The organism is Streptomyces sp. NPDC001292, from assembly GCF_042896465.1.
GTDB lineage: Bacteria > Actinomycetota > Actinomycetes > Streptomycetales > Streptomycetaceae > Streptomyces.
This window is the reverse complement of the sequence record NZ_JBIAXG010000026.1, coordinates 1-15,678: the sequence shown is the minus strand read 5'-3', so window position 1 is coordinate 15,678 and position 15,678 is coordinate 1. Positions and strand designations below refer to the sequence as shown.

Here is a 15,678-nt window from a genome sequence, read left to right as displayed (position 1 = left end):
TTGCGGGGGGCGGTCAGCGCTGGACGGTGATGCCCTTGGGGTTGAGGTGGGCGATGTTGCCGCTCTCGGTTCCGTCCGAGGGGTCGATCACGCAGTCGATGAGCGCCGGGGCGCCCGAGGCCAGGGCTTCCCGCAGGGCGGTGGCGACCTCGTCGGGCGTCGTCGCCTGGTAGCCCTTGCCGCCGAACGCCTGGATCATGAGGTCGTGGCGGGCCTTGAGGGCGGTGGGCGCGGGGTCCGCGGAGGTGGAGGCCTCGTCGCCGCGGTAGACGCCGCTGTTGTTGAGGACGACGGTGACGACGGGCAGGTTGTAGCGGCAGACGGCCTCGATCTCCATGCCGCTGAACCCGAAGGCGCTGTCGCCCTCGATGGCGACCACGGGTTCTCCGGTCTCGACGGCGGCGGCGATGGCGTAGCCCATGCCGATGCCCATGACACCCCAGGTACCGCTGTCCAGCCGGTGGCGCGGTATCCGCATGCCGATCGTGTTGCGGGCCAGGTCGAGCGCGTTGGCGCCCTCGTTGACGACGTAGGCCCGGGGGTTCTCACGCAGCACGTCGCGGATCGCCTGGAGCGCGCCGAGGAACTTCATCGGGTGCGCGGTCTTCGCGGCCTCCAGGCGCTTGGCCATCTTGGCCGCGTTCTGCGCGGAGCGCGCCGCGAGTTCCTCCCGCCACTGCTGGGCGGCCGAGATCCGGCCGGGCTTGCTCCGCTCGATCAGGGCCTCCATCACGGACGCGACGTCGCCGACGAGCGGGGCCGCGATGGGCTGGTTGCTGTCCATTTCGGTGGCCGCGATGTCCACGTGGATGAACTTGGCGGACGGGTCCCACTGCGGTGCCTCGCCGTGACCGAGCAGCCAGTTCAGGCGCGCGCCGACGAGCATCACGACGTCGGCCCTGCGCAGGGCCAGTGACCGGGCGGTGGCCGCCGACTGCGGGTGGTCGTCGGGCAGCAGGCCCTTGGCCATCGACATGGGCAGGTAGGGCACGCCGGTCGTCTCGACGAACTCCCGGATCTGCTCGTCCGCCTGCGCGTACGCCGCGCCCTTGCCGAGGACGACCAGGGGCCGCTCCGCGCCGGCGAGCAGGTCGATCGCGCGGTCCACGGCCGCCGGTTCGGGCAGCTGACGCGGCGCCGGGTCGACGACCTCCCACAGCGACGCGGCGCCCCGCTCCTTGTCGATGACCTCTCCCAGAACCGCGGCCGGGATGTCGAGATAGACACCGCCGGGGCGCCCGGAGACCGCGGTGCGGATCGCGCGGGCCACCCCGCGGCCGATGTCCTCGGCCCGGTGGACCCGGTAGGCCGCCTTGACGAAGGGTTTCGCCGCCGCCAGCTGGTCCATCTCCTCGTAGTCGCCCCGCTGGAGGTCGACGAGGTGCCGTTCGCTCGACCCGGAGATCTGGACCATGGGGAAGCAGTTCGTGGTGGCGTTGGCGAGGGCCACGAGTCCGTTGAGGAAGCCCGGGGCGGAGACCGTCAGACAGATGCCCGGCCTCTTCGTGAGGAACCCGGCCGCCGCCGCCGCGTGCCCGGCGTCGCTCTCGTGGCGGAAGCCGATGTAACGCATGCCCGACGCCTGTGCCACGCGCGCCAGGTCGGTGATCGGGATGCCGACGACGCCGTAGATGTTCTGGACGCCGTTGCGCCTGAGCGCTTCGGCGACCAGGTGGATCCCGTCGGTGAGAGCGGCCGGATCGTCAGCGTCCCCCAGCCCTGTTTCCGGCAACGAAGCGTTGGTCATGGTCGGGATCCTCCCTGAACGTCACGAGTGGCTTCGGGAATACTGTATTCAGTATCCCCGATGCCGGATGCACTAGCAAGGATTCGAGTGGGCGGTGTTCCCGGCCCGTGTCCCCCGGGGGGCGTCGCGTGATCGCGAGCCGTGGCGGACCGCACGCCGGTACGGCGTGTCGCGGCCGCATTGTCAGTGACATGCTGGAAAATGCCGCGGGAAAGAGAGATCAACATCGCCCGAGCTGGGTAAGTGATCTTCAGTCCCAGCCTCGAGGAAGGCCACCGCTGATGCAGTCCATACCCGGCCCGGCCCACGCCGTCGTCCTGCACCACCACGGCCGTGCCGGTGCCCCCCTCAGCCCCACGGGTGCTGACCTGCTGCGCATCGTCTCCGACCCGGGCACGCTGGTGTTCCTCACCGTGCACGCGGGCGGACGTCGCAGGTACAGCTACTGGCAGCCGTTCGACCCCCGCACCGGCCGGGGAAGCTGCTACGTCGCGCTGCCCACCGACCTGTGCGACATGCTGCACTCCAGCGGACGGATCACGTTCGGCGAGCCCCTCGTCGACTCCACCAGGACCACCTACCGCGTCGGACCCGCGGACACCGCGGTCGCGCCGCGCCGCCCCCTGCGGACGAGCGCCCTCGCGGCATGACCGAGGGGGCCGGCGGCTTGGGCTGCCGGCCCCCTCGGTCGTGCCGTCGCGTCGGACGGCGTCGTGTCGTGGATCCTGTCCGGTTCATCGCGTCGCGCTCCGTCCGGCGTGCCGGACCCGCGGCAGCGCGCCGCGCCCCCGTCCGTGCGCGTGTGCGCGCGTGCTCAGCTTCCGAGGCCGCTCTTCGACCGTTCCTTGGCGGCGCGGGCCTTGCCCCGCGCCTCCAGCGCGGCTCCCTTGGCCGCCGTGGTCTCGTTGTGCAGCGCGTGCGCCACCTTCCTCACGGCCTTCCCGACCACCTGCTCGGTGGTGGCCCTGGCCTTCTCTGCGGCGCTCATGTCGGTCCTTTCCCTGGCGCTCAACCACCCGCCTGCCCGCGTCTCCGAGGCGAAAACCGCCCGTCGTGAGGGTGGGCACCCGGTGGCGCCGACGCCGTTCCGGAATTCCGCGACGCCTGTGTGATGTGAACTGGGTCACAGTCGATGTGAGTCCTGTGCGCGGCGGTGCGTCGGTAGACTGTAGACGAAAGTCAATCTCACTCCCAGGCTCGGTCGGGCCGCTGATCAGGGGATGGAAGCCATGCTGTCCGCGGGTTTGCCGAGCGGAACCGTGCCGAAGCTGGAGCGGCCGGGTCCGCTGCGCGAGCGGGTCTACGAGGCCCTCCTCGAACTCATCATCACCAGGGTGCTCAAGCCCGGTCAGCACCTGGTCGAGACCGAGCTCGCCGGGCAGCTCGGCGTCTCCCGCCAGCCCGTGCGCGAGGCGCTCCAGCGGCTCAACACCGAGGGATGGGTGGACCTGCGCCCGGCGCAGGGCGCGTTCGTGCACGAGCCCACCGAGGACGAGGCCGACCAACTGCTCGTCGTACGCGGCCTGCTGGAGGCCGAGGCGGCCCGGCTGGCGGCGGCCGGCGCCGGGGGCGAGGCACCGGCGCGGCTGCGCGAGCTGTGCGAGGAGGGCGAGCGGGCCCTGCGGTCCGACGACGTCGACGCGGTGGTCGCCGCCAACGCCGCCTTCCACTCGTACGTCATGGAACTCGCGGCGAACTCCGTGCTCGCCGAACTGTCCGCGCAGGTGGACCGCCGCATGCGCTGGTTCTACACGCCCATCGCGCGGACCCGCGGCGAGCGCTCCTGGCGCGAGCACCGCGAGTTGATCGACGCGATCGAGGCGGGGGACGAGCAGCGCGCGCAGCAGTTGATGCGGGCGCACACGGAGCAGACCCGCGTCACCTACCACGAGCGCGCCGGCTCCGGGGAGTGACGCCGGGCGTGGCCACGCACCGCACCCGTACGCAGGCAACGGTCAGGGGGCGCCACCGCGAAGGTGGCGCCCCCTGACCGTCGCAACCCGTCGGCCGCCGGGCGGTTACCCGTCGGCCGGAAGCAGTCCGGCGGCCCTGGCCCAGCGGTACTTGGCGCCGAGAGCGGCCACCGGCTGTTCGGTGGTGTAGGGATAGGCGACGACCCCGCGCTCGAACAGGTAGGCGCTGGCCGCCTCCACCTCGGTGTCCCCGGCGAGCGAGGCCACCACCGGCTTGTGGATCCCCTTGGCCCGCGCCTCGGCGACCACGCGCGCGGTCAGTTCGGCGAAGACCATCGGCGGGGTGACGATGGTGTGCCAGTAGCCGAGGATCAGGGCGTGGACCCGCGGGTCCTCCAGACCGAGGCGGATCGTCGCCTCGTAGGTGGAGGGCGGCTCGCCGCCCGTGATGTCGATCGGGTTCCCGGCCGCGCCGAACGGCGGAATGTACCGCATGAACGCCTCGTCGAGGTCGTCCGGGATCTCCATCAGCCTCAGCCCGTTGTCCACGCAGGCGTCGGAGAGCAGCACGCCGGAGCCGCCGGCGCCGGTGATGATGACGACGTTCTCGCCCTGCGGGGTGGGCAGGACGGGCAGCGCCCGCGCGTACTCGAGCATCTCGTTCAGGCCCGGCGCGCGGATCACGCCGGCCTGCCGCAGGATGTCGTCGTAGACGGCGTCGTCGCCGGCCAGGGCTCCGGTGTGCGAGCCGGCGGCCTTCGCTCCGGCCGAGGTGCGCCCGGCCTTGAGCACCACGATCGGCTTCTTCGGCACGGTCTCGCGGGCGGCCTCGACGAACGCCCGGCCGTCCTTGAGGTCCTCCAGGTGCATCGCGATGCACTTGGTGTTCGGGTCCTCGCCGAAGTAGGTGAGCAGGTCGTCCTCGTCGATGTCCGACTTGTTGCCGAGGCCCACGATCGCGGAGACACCGGTCTTGGTGGTGCGGGCGAAGCCGAGGATCGCCATGCCGATGCCACCGGACTGGGAGGTCAGCGCCACCGGGCCCTTGACGTCGTACGGCGTGCAGAACGTGGCGCACAGGTCCTGCCACGGCGAGTAGTAGCCGTAGATGTTCGGTCCCAGCAGCCGTACGCCGTGCTCCCGGGCGATGGCGACGATCCGCTCCTGGAGTTCGTGCTCGCCGGTCTCGGCGAACCCGGACGGGATCAGGACGGCGTTGGGGATGTGCTTGGCGCCGACCTCCTCCAGCGCGGCGGGTACGAACTTCGCGGGGATCGCGAAGACGGCCACGTCCACCTCGCCCGGGATGTCCAGGACGGAGGCGTGGGCCTTGCGGCCCTCGATCTCGTCGGCCTTCGGGTTGACCGGGTGGATGTCGCCCGAGAATCCCCCGTCGATGAGGTTGCGCATCACCGAGTTGCCGATCTTGCCGGCCTCGGAGGAGGCTCCGATCACCGCCACCGATCGCGGCTGCATCAGCCGCGTCATCGCGGTCAGGATCTCCTCACGGCTGTACGTCGCCCGCGGGGCCGGCGCGTTCTCGGCGAGGATCACGCGGATGTCGGCCGCGAGCGCGCCCTCGGGGGTGGCGATCACCGGGTTGAGGTCCACCTCGGCGATCTCCGGGAAGTCCGTGACCAGTTGCGAGACCCTGCGGATCTGCTGGGCCAGCGCCTCGCGGTCCACCGCGGCCGCGCCGCGCACGCCGCGCAGGATCTCGGCCGCCCCGATCGAGTCCAGCATGGAGGCGGCCTCGTCCTCAGCGACCGGCGCCAGCCGGAAGGTCACGTCCTTGAGGACCTCGACCAGCACCCCGCCCAGGCCGAAGGCGACGACCTTGCCGAAGGTGGGGTCGGTGACCGCCCCGATGATGACCTCCTGACCGGGCGGCAGCATCTGCTGCACCTGCACACCGGTGATCCGGGCCTTCGGGTCGTACTCCTTGGCGTTGGCGATGATCTGGTCGAACGCCGCACGCACCTCTTCCGCGGTGTGCAGACCGACGACCACACCGCCGGCGTCGGTCTTGTGCAGGATGTCGGGGGAGACGATCTTCAGGACGACCGGCCCGTCGAAGGCGCCGGCATGGGCCACCGCCTCGTCCGCGTCGCGCGCCAGGGCCTCCCCGGGGGTGGCGATGCCGTACGCGTCGGCGATCCGCTTGCCCTCGGGCGCGGTCAGGGCGCTGCGGCCCTCGGCGCGCACGGTGGCGAGCACCTTCGCCACGGTGTCGCGGTCGGCTGAGGCATGGTTCAGGGGCATCGCTCAGATCACTCCGTTCGTCTTGAGGAGCTTCAGTTCCTCTTCGTCGAGGCCCAGTTCGCCGGCGTAGACCTCTTCGTTGTGCTCGCCGAGCAGCGGGGAGCTGGTGATGGTGACGGGGGAGTCGGACAGCTTCAGCGGCGAACCGACGGTCTTGAAGGTGCCGCGCTCGGGGTGCTCGACCGGGACGATCATCTCGTTGGCGGCCAGCGACTGGTCCTCGATGATCTCCTTGGTGGACAGGATCGGGCCGCAGGGGATGCCGTGGGCGTTGAGGGCCTCTAGCACCTCCCACTTGGGCAGGGTGCTGCTCCACTCCTCGATCAGCTGGAACATCTTGTCCAGCTTGGGCAGCCGGACCTCGGGGGTGGCCCAGTCGGGGTCCTCGGCCAGTTCCGGGCGGTTGATCAGCTCGGTGATGGGCTTCCAGCCGGGCGGCTGCACCACGATGTACACGTAGTCGTTGGGGCCTCCCGGCGCGCACTTGACCGCCCAGCCGGGCTGGCCGCCTCCGGAGGCGTTCCCCGAGCGCGGCACTTCCTCGCCGAAGTCCTCGTTCGGGTACTCGGCGAGCGGGCCGTGCGCCAGGCGCTGCTGGTCGCGCAGCTTCACCCGGCAGAGGTTGAGCACCGCGTGCTGCATGGCCACGTTGACCCGCTGGCCGCGCCCGGTGCGTTCGCGCTGCAAGAGCGCCGCGAGGATGCCGGCGACCAGGTGGACCCCGGTCCCCGAGTCGCCGATCTGCGCGCCGGTGGCCGTCGGCGGCCCGTCCTCGAAGCCCGTGGTCGCCATCGAGCCGCCCATGGCCTGCGCGACGACCTCGTACGCCTTGAAGGTCGTGTACGGGCCCTCACCGAACCCCTTGATGGAGGCGTAGACGATCCGCGGGTTGATCTCCTGGATGCGGTCCCAGGTGAAGCCCATCCGGTCGACGGCGCCCGGTCCGAAGTTCTCGACCATGACGTCGGAGCGCCGGATCAGCTCGGTGAGGAGTTCCTTGCCGCGTTCGGTCTTGGTGTTGAGGGTGATGCTCCGCTTGTTGCAGTTGAGCATCGTGAAGTAGAGGGAGTCGGCGTCGGGGAGGTCCCGCAGCTGCCTGCGGGTGATGTCGCCGGTCGGCGCCTCCAGCTTGACGACGTCCGCACCGAGCCAGGCGAGCAACTGGGTGGCGGAGGGGCCTGACTGGACGTGTGTCATGTCGAGGACGCGCACGCCCTCAAGAGCCCTGGTCATGGGGATCACCTCACTTGTACACGGTTTGGTGCGTCTGGCCGTACGGGAGTCGCCGAGCTCCCCGTCCTGAATACGGGTGTCCCGAACACAGACGTCCTGCATACAGGCAACGAATACTGTATGCAATCATCGGCTGATCGGGCGGTGGCTGTCCAGTCGCCTGCGCGTGATTTTGCCCAGGGGGTGGATTCGCGCACTCGAGGGTGGTCGACTCTCGCCGTAGAGAGCATACTGTATGCAATCTGCGTTGGATGTGACTTCAAGGGGCCGCCCCATGTCGTACCGCACCGCTCTCTCCCACGTCATGAGCAGCGTCATCGAGCCCGGGGCCGAACGGGTCCGCACGCACGGCGCCTTCCCCCGGGCCTCGGTCGCCGCGCTGGGGCACTCCGGGCTGCTGGCGCTCACCCTCTCCGCCGGCCTCGGCGGCCAGGGCCTCGGTCTGACGGAGGCCGCCGAGGTGGTGGCCGAGGTGTCCCGGGCCTGCCCGGCCACCGGTGCCGTGCTCAGGTCCCACTACGCGGCCGTCGCGGTCATCGAGGCCCACGGCATCCACTGGGTGCGCCGGAAGATCGCCACCGGGCACCACCTGAGTACCCTCGCCCTGGCGGAGGTCGTCGAGTCCGGTGGGCACGGCGCGCCTCCCGGTCCGCCCTCGACGGCGACGCGCACGGGGGACGTGGTGGCGCTGCGCGCCCGGAAGCACAACGTGGTCGCGGCGGGGGAGGCCGACAGTTACGTGTGGTCCTCCCGGCCGGCCGACGGGCGCGACGGGCTGACCCTCTGGCTGGTGCCGGCGGACGCCCCCGGGCTGTTCGTACCCGCACGGCCGGACGGGGAGGGCCCGCGCGGCAGCGCGTCGTCCACCGTCTGCGCCGACCCCGTCCTGGTGCCGGCGGGTGCGATGCTCGGGCCGAGCGGCGGCGGGATCAGCACCGTGCTGGGTGCGGTGCTGCCGTGGCTCGCCGCACTGCCGGCCCCCGGCGCGGCACTCGCCCAGCCGGTCGGGGCCGAGGTGCGCGCGTAGGGCCGGCGCGCCGTGCTTCGTGGGGCGCGGAAGGGCATGCTCCACGAACCTGAACACTGTATACAAACTGCAAGTATGTGATTATGCTGCAGAGCGTTGTCCGTGCATCGACCGGGTCGCTGGAAGCGGCTGTGCCGCTGGTCACCGCCTCTGCGCATCCGCAGGACGAGGGGCAAGGGTTCATGTGTTCGCGAAACCAAACTCGTACGACAGCGGCGAGGGCCTCGCGCTCGACTTCCGCGCACGCCGGTGACTGGGGGCGATCATGACCACGAGCGTGAGTGACGCACCGGTGCGCGCCGCGATCAGCGCGATCGTGGCCGCCCATCGCGGCCAACGCGGCGCGCTGCTGCCGATACTGCACGCCATCCAGGCGGAACTCGGCCATGTGCCGCAGGAGTGCGTCGCGCTGCTCGCCGACGAACTCAACCTGTCCCGGGCGGACGTGCACGGAGTGGTCTCCTTCTACCACGACTTCCGCCGCGAACCGGCGGGCCGCACCACCGTGCGCATCTGCCGTGCCGAAGCCTGCCAGGCCCTCGGCGCGGACGCCCTGGTGGCCTGCGCCCGCGACCGGGTCGGCCTCGCACCGGGGGAGACGGCGGCGGACGGTTCGGTCACCGTGGAACAGGTCTTCTGCCTCGGCAACTGCGCGCTCGGGCCGTCCATCCAGGTGAACGAGGACATGTACGGACGAGTGAGCGCGGATCGCCTGCGCTCGATCCTCGACGAGGCGGTGTCGTCGTGACGGTGGCTTCGAACACTCCGGTGACGGTGTACGTCCCCCGCGACTCGGCGGCACGGTCCGTGGGAGCGGACGCGGTCGCGGACGCCGTCCGGCGGGCCGCCGCCGGCCAGGACCGGCCGGTCGAGGTGGTGCGCAACGGTTCCCGCGGCATGCTCTGGCTGGAGCCGCTCGTCGAGGTGGTGACACCCGCCGGCCGGGTCGGCTACGGACCGGTGGCCCCCTCGGACGTGGAGGGCCTCTTCGCCGCGGGCCTGCTCGACGGCGGGGACCATCCGCTGCGGCGCGGCGTCGTGGACGAACTGCCGTGGCTGGCCCGGCAGAAGCGGGTCACGTTCGCCAGGATCGGGATCACCGATCCCCTCTCCACCGAGGACTATCTGCGACACGGTGGCCTCGCCGGGCTGCGGTGCGCGCTGGGGCTGCCGCGCGCCGAGGTGATCGCCGAGGTCACCGAGTCCGGCCTGCGCGGCCGGGGCGGCGCGGGATTCCCGGCCGGCGTCAAGTGGAAGACCGTCTCCGAGTGCTCCGACGAGCTGAAGTTCGTCTGCTGCAACGCCGACGAGGGCGACAGCGGGACCTTCGCGGACCGCATGGTCATGGAGGGCGACCCGTTCATGCTGATCGAGGGCATGACGATCGCCGCGCACGCGGTCGGAGCACGTGAGGGCTACGTCTACATCCGGTCGGAATACCCCGACGCCGTGGCCACGATGCGCGCGGCGATCGAGATCGCGCGCGGGAACAACTGGCTCGGAGAACGGATCCTCGGCTCCGGCCTCACCTTCGACCTGCACGTCCGGGTCGGCGCCGGCGCGTACATCTGCGGCGAGGAGACCTCCATGCTGGAGAGCCTGGAGGGCAAGCGGGGCATGGTCCGCTCGAAGCCGCCCATCCCGGCGGTGGAGGGTCTCTTCGGCAGACCGACCGTGGTCAACAACGTCCTCACCCTCGCCACCGTGCCGGTGATCCTGGCGCGCGGCGCGAAGGAGTACCAGGAACTCGGCGTGGAGCGCTCGCGCGGCACCCAGGTCTTCCAGCTCGGCGGCAACATCGCGCGCGGGGGCATCGTGGAGACGGCGTTCGGCGTCACCCTGCGCGAGCTGGTCGAGGACTACGGCGGCGGCACGCTCTCCGGACGCCCCGTGCGCACGGTGCAGGTCGGCGGACCGCTGGGCGCCTATCTGCCGACGTCCATGTTCGACCTGCCGATGGACTACGAGGCGTTCGCCGAGGCCGGCGCGATGCTCGGCCACGGCGGCGTCGTGGTCTTCGACGACACCGTGGACATGGCCGCGCAGGCCCGCTTCGCGATGGAGTTCTGCTCCGTGGAGTCGTGCGGCAAGTGCACGCCGTGCCGCGTCGGTTCGGTGCGCGGTGTCGAGGTGATCGACCGGATCGTGGCGGGCGAGGACCGGGACGACAACCTGGCCCTGCTCGAAGACCTCTGCGAGCTGATGACCGACGGTTCGCTGTGCGCCATGGGCGGGTTGACGCCGATGCCGGTGCGCAGCGCCATCACACACTTCTCTGACGATTTCCTCGCCCGCGACGCACGCGCGGCGGTGCGCTCCGCACGGACGAGCGGCGCGAGGACGGAGGACACGGCATGAGCCTTCTCAAGGAACCCGACTTCGGAACCCCGGAAAGGCCCGGGGAGCCGACCGTGTCGGTGGAAGTGGACGGACTGCCCGTGACGGTCCCCCAGGGCACGTCGGTGATGCGGGCGGCGGCGCTCGCCGGCATCGACATACCCAAGCTGTGCGCCACCGACAGCCTCGAGGCGTTCGGATCCTGCCGGCTGTGCGTGGTGGAGATCGACGGACGCAGGGGCACCCCGGCGTCCTGCACCACGCCGGTCGCCGACGGCATGCGGGTGCGCACCCAGACGCCCAAGGTGGAGAAGCTCCGCCAGGGTGTCATGGAGCTGTACATCTCCGACCACCCGCTGGACTGCCTGACCTGCCCGGCCAACGGCGACTGCGAGTTGCAGGACATGGCCGGGGTCGTCGGGCTGCGCCAGGTCCGGTACGGGTACGAGGGCGAGAACCACCTGGACGCCGAGGCCGACCGGAGCAACCCGTACTTCGACTTCGACCCGTCCAAGTGCATCGTCTGCTCCCGCTGCGTGCGGGCCTGCGGCGAGGTGCAGGGCACCTTCGCGCTGACCATCGAGGGCCGCGGATTCGACTCCAAGGTCTCACCCGGGGCGGGCGAGCTGTTCATGGACTCCGAGTGCGTCTCGTGCGGCGCCTGCGTCCAGGCCTGCCCGACGTCGACGCTCCAGGAGCGGTCGGTCGTCGAGCTCGGCATGCCGTCCCGCTCGGTGATCACGACCTGCGCGTACTGCGGCGTCGGCTGCTCCTTCAAGGCCGAGCTGCGCGGTGACGAACTGGTGCGGATGGTGCCCTACAAGGACGGCGGGGCGAACGAGGGGCACTCCTGCGTGAAGGGCCGTTTCGCCTTCGGCTACGCGACCCACCCCGACCGCGTCCTCAAGCCCATGGTCCGGGAGAGGATCAACGACCCGTGGCGCGAGGTCGAGTGGGACGAGGCCATCCGCACGGTCGCCCGGGGGATGCGCTCCATCCAGGAGCGCCACGGCTCCGGCGCGATCGGCGCCATCACCTCCTCGCGCTGCACCAACGAGGAGGTCTACGTCGTCCAGAAGATGGTGCGCGCGGCCTTCGGCAACAACAACGTCGACACATGCGCCCGGGTCTGCCACTCCCCGACGGGATACGGACTGAAGCAGACCTTCGGCGAGTCCGCCGGCACGCAGGACTTCCGCTCGGTGGCCCAGGCCGACGTGATCATGGTGATCGGCGCCAACCCCACCGACGGCCATCCGGTCTTCGCCTCGCGGATGAAGCGCCGGCTGCGCGAGGGCGCGCAGCTCATCGTGGTCGACCCGCGCCGCATCGACCTGGTGCGCTCGCCGCACATCGAAGCGGCACACCACCTGCAGCTCACGCCGAGCACCAACGTCGCCGTCATCAACGCCATGGCGCACGTGGTGGTCACCGAGGACCTGGTCGACAAGTCCTTCGTGGCGGACCGCTGCGAAGGGTTCGACGACTGGGCGGAGTTCGTCTCCCGCCCGGAGAACAGCCCGGAGGCCACCGAGCCCATCACCGGTGTGCCGGCCGAGGAACTGAGGGCTGCCGCCCGGCTGTACGCGCAGGCGCCCAACGGGGCCATCTACTACGGGCTCGGCGTCACCGAGCACAGCCAGGGCTCCACCATGGTCATGGGTATGGCGAACCTCGCGATGGCGTGCGGCAACATCGGCCGCGACGGCGTCGGTGTGAACCCACTGCGCGGGCAGAACAACGTCCAGGGCTCCTGCGACATGGGTTCCTTCCCGCACGAGTTCACCGGCTACCGCCATGTCTCCGACGACGCGGTCCGCACCGTCTTCGAGGACCTGTGGGGCCGCACGATCCTCGCCGAGCCCGGACTGCGGATCCCCAACATGTTCGACGCGGCGATCGACGGCTCCTTCCGCGGCCTGTTCGTGCACGGCGAGGACATCGCCCAGTCCGACCCGAACCTCAAGCACGTCACCGCCGCGCTCGAGGCCATGGAACTGGTCGTGGTACAGGACCTCTTCCTCAACGAGACGGCCAAGTTCGCCCACGTCTTCCTGCCGGGCGCCTCGTTCCTGGAGAAGGACGGCACCTTCACCAACGCCGAACGCCGGGTCAACCGGGTGCGCGCGGTGATGAAGCCGAAGACCGGCAAGCACGAGTGGCAGATCGTCTGCGAGATCGCCGCCGCCATGGGCTACCCCATGGCGTACGGCCATCCGAGCGAGATCATGGACGAGATCGCCCAGGTCACCCCGACCTTCCGCGGTATCTCCTACGCCTCCCTGGACAAGCTCGGCAGCATCCAGTGGCCGTGCAACGAGCAGGCGCCGGAGGGGACGCCGACCATGCACGTCGACGAATTCGTCCGGGGCAAGGGGAAGTTCGTGGTCACCGCCTATCTGCCGACCAACGAGCGGACCACCTCGCGCTTCCCGCTCGTACTGACCACGGGGCGCATCCTGAGCCAGTACAACGTCGGGGCGCAGACCCGACGTACGGGCAACGTGGCATGGCACCCCGAGGACCTGCTGGAACTGCACCCGCACGACGCCGAGGTGCGCGGCATCGGCGACGGGGACATGGTGACGCTGACCAGCCGTGTCGGGGAGACGACACTGCGTGCCCAGGTGTCCGACCGGATGCCGCCGGGGGTCGTCTACACCACGTTCCACCATCCCGTGACCGGCGCCAACGTGGTGACCACGGAGAACTCGGACTGGGCGACCAACTGCCCGGAGTACAAGGTGACCGCCGTGCAGGTGGGACTCGCCCGCCCGCTCGCCGGGCACGCCGCCGATCGGCTCCGGGACGACCGGCACGCGGTGGTGGACTGAGATGGCGGGCGGCGTGCCGCCGGAACACCGGATGGCGAACGACATCGCCGCGGCCTTCGGGCACCTGCCGGACGAGCAGGCCGCCGAGGCGGTCGCGGGACACATCCAGCGGTTCTGGGACCCGAGGATGCGCGCGAGGCTGGCCGAGTTCGTCGACGGGGGAGCGGAAGGCCTGTCTCCCGTGATCGTCGCCGCGCTGAGGCCGGCCGGCCGGCGGGACGAGACAGCCGGCGACTGACCGGTCCGTTCCACACACCACCGCCTCATCTCCCCTCGTGGCGACGGGGAGACGAGGCGGTGGCCTGTGTGCGGTGCCGCGGGGCGGAGCCAGTGGTGGCGGCCCGGCTCAGGCGGGTACGGCTCCAGGCGTGGCACCGTTCCGTGCTGCGGTGCTGCCCTGTGTACTGCACTGCGCCAGCAGGTCGGTGGCCGCGTGGACGGCGCGCAGCGTGGGCGCCTCCGCACCGGTGATGTCGGCGAGCTCCACCACCGCCGTCACGATGGCGTCGAGCTCGAGCGGTTTGCCGGCCTCCAGGTCCTGGAGCATCGAGGTCTTGTGGTGCCCGACCCCCTCGGCGCCGCGCAGTCGCTTCTCGATCGATATGTCCGGCGTACTGCCTAGCCGGGCCGCGATGTCGAGGGTCTCCTCCATCAACTGGACGACCAGGCGCCGGGTTTGGGTGTGCCGGCAGATCTCGACCATCGTCGCCCTGGTGAGCGCGCTGAGCGGGTTGAACACGACGTTACCCATCAGCTTGATCCAGATGTCGTCGCGCAGGTTCGGTTCGACCGGGGCCTTCAGCCCGCCGGCGATCAGAGCCTCACTCAACGCCGAGCAGCGTTCGGAGACTTGGCCCCCGGGCTCACCGAGGGAGAACCGGGTGCCCTCCAGATGCCTGATCACTCCGGGGGACTCGATGACGGTGGCCGGATAGACGACGCAGCCGATGGCCCTCTCCGGCGGCAGGACGGCACTGGTCGCGCCGCCCGGGTCGACCGCCTCCACCCGCCGGCCTTCGTAGGGCCCGGCGAGCTGGTGGAAGTACCACCACGGGATGCCGTTCTGGCCGGCCACGATGGCGGTGTGGTCGGCGAGCAGCGGCTTGATGAGCGGCCCGCACGACGGGTAGGAGTGGGCCTTCAGCCCGAGGAAGACGTAGTCGACCGGACCGATCTCGGCCGGGTCGTCCGTGGCGTGCGGCCGGGCGACGAAGTCACCGCGGGGGCTCAGCACCCGGACTCCGTCGGCCCGCATGGCCCGCAGGTGATCACCGCGGGCGATCAGATGCACCTCGGCGCCGCCCCGGTGCAGAGCCGCCCCGACGTACGCACCGATCGCACCGGCTCCGAGGACTGCGATCTTCACGATGGACTCCTCTCAGTAGGAGGCTGGATACTGTATGCAATGCGATGGTGGGTGTCCAGAGTCAGGGGGCGGCTCGCGGCCCACGGCTCGCGCGGGACCGGGGCTCATGCCCAACTATTGCATACAGTATTCTGTTGACCCTATGCTCGCTGTGCCGCCGACGCTTCCGTGAGCGGCTCCGTCGTCTGGTTCCCACTCGCGCGCTCCCGACCGGTTCGCCCGCTGACATGAGCCGCGCCAGTGGCTGGGAGGCCACTTCAATGGACCTGTTCGAGTACCAAGCACGAGATCTCTTCGCCAAGCACGGTGTGCCGGTGCCGGCCGGCGAGGTCGTCGACACGCCCGAGGCCGCACGCGCGGCGGCCGAGCGGCTGGGCGGCCGGGCGGTCGTCAAGGCCCAGGTGAAGGTCGGTGGCCGCGGCAAGGCCGGTGGTGTCAAGCCGGCCGCCACCCCGGACGAGGCCGTCGCGCGCGCGGCGGACATCCTCGGCATGGACATCAAGGGCCACACGGTCCAGAAGGTGATGCTGGCCCCCACGGCCGACATCCGGGACGAGTACTACGTCTCGTTCCTCCTCGACCGCACCCACCGCACCTTCCTGGCCATGGCCTCCGTCGAGGGAGGCATGGACATCGAGGAGGTCGCCGCGACCAAGCCCGAGGCCCTGGCGAAGGTCCCGGTGGACGCGAACGAGGGCGTGACGGAGAAGAAGGCCCGCGAGATCGTCGAGAAGGCCGCCTTCCCGGCCGACGTCGCCGACCAGGTGGCCGGCGTCCTGCGGCTGCTGTGGCAGGCCTTCGTCGCCTCCGACGCGCTGCTGGTCGAGGTCAACCCGCTGGTCAGGTCCGGCGAGGGCGAGATCGTCGCCCTCGACGGGAAGGTGTCGCTGGACGACAACGCGGAGTTCCGTCACCCGGAGTTCGAGGAGTTCCACGACCGGGCCGCGGCCAACCCGCTG

The 15,678-nt window shown here is 70.7% G+C and carries 13 protein-coding genes; 8 read left to right on the top strand and 5 right to left on the bottom strand.

Annotated features, from left to right (window positions below):
• Positions 1-13: 13 nt before the first annotated feature.
• Positions 14-1,747 carry an oxalyl-CoA decarboxylase gene (oxc, locus tag ACFY4A_RS25050; protein ID WP_390831593.1) on the bottom strand — a complete coding sequence of 578 codons (1,734 nt, stop codon included), beginning with the start codon at positions 1,745-1,747 and terminating at the stop codon, positions 14-16.
• 281 nt (positions 1,748-2,028) lie between these two features.
• On the opposite strand from oxc, the gene ACFY4A_RS25045 reads away from it, so the two are divergent.
• On the top strand, positions 2,029-2,397 hold the full coding sequence (locus ACFY4A_RS25045) for a hypothetical protein (protein WP_390831592.1): 369 nt from the start codon (positions 2,029-2,031) through the stop codon (positions 2,395-2,397).
• A 164-nt stretch (positions 2,398-2,561) separates the two neighbouring features.
• Here ACFY4A_RS25045 and ACFY4A_RS25040 read toward each other — a convergent pair whose 3' ends face one another.
• Positions 2,562-2,735, bottom strand: coding sequence for a hypothetical protein (locus tag ACFY4A_RS25040; RefSeq protein ID WP_390831591.1), 174 nt, complete (start codon positions 2,733-2,735; stop codon positions 2,562-2,564).
• A gap of 241 nt (positions 2,736-2,976) precedes the next feature.
• On the opposite strand from ACFY4A_RS25040, the gene ACFY4A_RS25035 reads away from it, so the two are divergent.
• On the top strand, positions 2,977-3,660 hold the full coding sequence (locus tag ACFY4A_RS25035; protein ID WP_390831590.1) for a GntR family transcriptional regulator: 684 nt from the start codon (positions 2,977-2,979) through the stop codon (positions 3,658-3,660).
• A gap of 105 nt (positions 3,661-3,765) precedes the next feature.
• Here ACFY4A_RS25035 and ACFY4A_RS25030 read toward each other — a convergent pair whose 3' ends face one another.
• Both ACFY4A_RS25030 and frc read right to left on the bottom strand, forming a co-directional pair.
• The gene (locus ACFY4A_RS25030; protein ID WP_390831589.1) at positions 3,766-5,922 is read right to left on the bottom strand and encodes an acetate--CoA ligase family protein; all 2,157 of its coding nucleotides are present in this window, start codon (positions 5,920-5,922) and stop codon (positions 3,766-3,768) included.
• A 3-nt stretch (positions 5,923-5,925) separates the two neighbouring features.
• Entirely contained in the window at positions 5,926-7,155 is a 1,230-nt protein-coding gene (gene frc, locus ACFY4A_RS25025) for a formyl-CoA transferase (protein WP_390831588.1), read from the bottom strand.
• Between the two features lie 274 nt (positions 7,156-7,429).
• Here frc and ACFY4A_RS25020 point away from each other — a divergent pair, with 274 nt between their 5' ends.
• The 5 genes from ACFY4A_RS25020 to ACFY4A_RS25000 all read left to right on the top strand — a co-directional run bounded on the left by ACFY4A_RS25020 (position 7,430) and on the right by ACFY4A_RS25000 (position 13,591).
• Entirely contained in the window at positions 7,430-8,182 is a 753-nt protein-coding gene (locus ACFY4A_RS25020) for an acyl-CoA dehydrogenase family protein (protein WP_390831587.1), read from the top strand.
• Between the two features lie 277 nt (positions 8,183-8,459).
• The gene (locus ACFY4A_RS25015; protein ID WP_390831586.1) at positions 8,460-8,930 is read left to right on the top strand and encodes a formate dehydrogenase subunit gamma; all 471 of its coding nucleotides are present in this window, start codon (positions 8,460-8,462) and stop codon (positions 8,928-8,930) included.
• Positions 8,927-10,540 (top strand): formate dehydrogenase beta subunit, encoded by a 1,614-nt coding sequence (locus ACFY4A_RS25010; RefSeq protein WP_390831585.1) that lies wholly within the window; start codon positions 8,927-8,929, stop codon positions 10,538-10,540. Before ACFY4A_RS25015 ends, ACFY4A_RS25010 begins: the two co-directional genes overlap by 4 nt.
• Complete coding sequence (fdhF, locus tag ACFY4A_RS25005; protein WP_390831584.1) at positions 10,537-13,353, top strand: formate dehydrogenase subunit alpha; 2,817 nt, start codon at positions 10,537-10,539, stop codon at positions 13,351-13,353. Before ACFY4A_RS25010 ends, fdhF begins: the two co-directional genes overlap by 4 nt.
• 31 nt (positions 13,354-13,384) lie before the next feature.
• The gene (locus ACFY4A_RS25000) at positions 13,385-13,591 is read left to right on the top strand and encodes a formate dehydrogenase subunit delta (protein WP_390831583.1); all 207 of its coding nucleotides are present in this window, start codon (positions 13,385-13,387) and stop codon (positions 13,589-13,591) included.
• Between the two features lie 108 nt (positions 13,592-13,699).
• Here ACFY4A_RS25000 and ACFY4A_RS24995 read toward each other — a convergent pair whose 3' ends face one another.
• Entirely contained in the window at positions 13,700-14,719 is a 1,020-nt protein-coding gene (locus tag ACFY4A_RS24995; RefSeq protein ID WP_390831582.1) for a 2-dehydropantoate 2-reductase, read from the bottom strand.
• Positions 14,720-14,979: 260 nt separating this feature from the next.
• On the opposite strand from ACFY4A_RS24995, the gene ACFY4A_RS24990 reads away from it, so the two are divergent.
• Positions 14,980-15,678: ATP-grasp domain-containing protein (locus ACFY4A_RS24990; protein ID WP_390831687.1), on the top strand; the 699-nt coding region annotated here is incomplete at its 3' end.

Excerpts from the sequence above, each read along its gene's own strand:
- oxc (WP_390831593.1), bottom strand. The coding sequence starts at position 1,747 with ATGACCAACGCTTCGTTGCCGGAAACAGGGCTGGGGGACGCTGACGAT.
- ACFY4A_RS25045 (WP_390831592.1), top strand. The coding sequence starts at position 2,029 with ATGCAGTCCATACCCGGCCCGGCCCACGCCGTCGTCCTGCACCACCAC.
- ACFY4A_RS25040 (WP_390831591.1), bottom strand. The coding sequence starts at position 2,735 with ATGAGCGCCGCAGAGAAGGCCAGGGCCACCACCGAGCAGGTGGTCGGG.
- ACFY4A_RS25035 (WP_390831590.1), top strand. The coding sequence starts at position 2,977 with ATGCTGTCCGCGGGTTTGCCGAGCGGAACCGTGCCGAAGCTGGAGCGG.
- ACFY4A_RS25030 (WP_390831589.1), bottom strand. The coding sequence starts at position 5,922 with ATGCCCCTGAACCATGCCTCAGCCGACCGCGACACCGTGGCGAAGGTG.
- frc (WP_390831588.1), bottom strand. The coding sequence starts at position 7,155 with ATGACCAGGGCTCTTGAGGGCGTGCGCGTCCTCGACATGACACACGTC.
- ACFY4A_RS25020 (WP_390831587.1), top strand. The coding sequence starts at position 7,430 with ATGTCGTACCGCACCGCTCTCTCCCACGTCATGAGCAGCGTCATCGAG.
- fdhF (WP_390831584.1), top strand. The coding sequence starts at position 10,537 with ATGAGCCTTCTCAAGGAACCCGACTTCGGAACCCCGGAAAGGCCCGGG.
- ACFY4A_RS25000 (WP_390831583.1), top strand. The coding sequence starts at position 13,385 with ATGGCGAACGACATCGCCGCGGCCTTCGGGCACCTGCCGGACGAGCAG.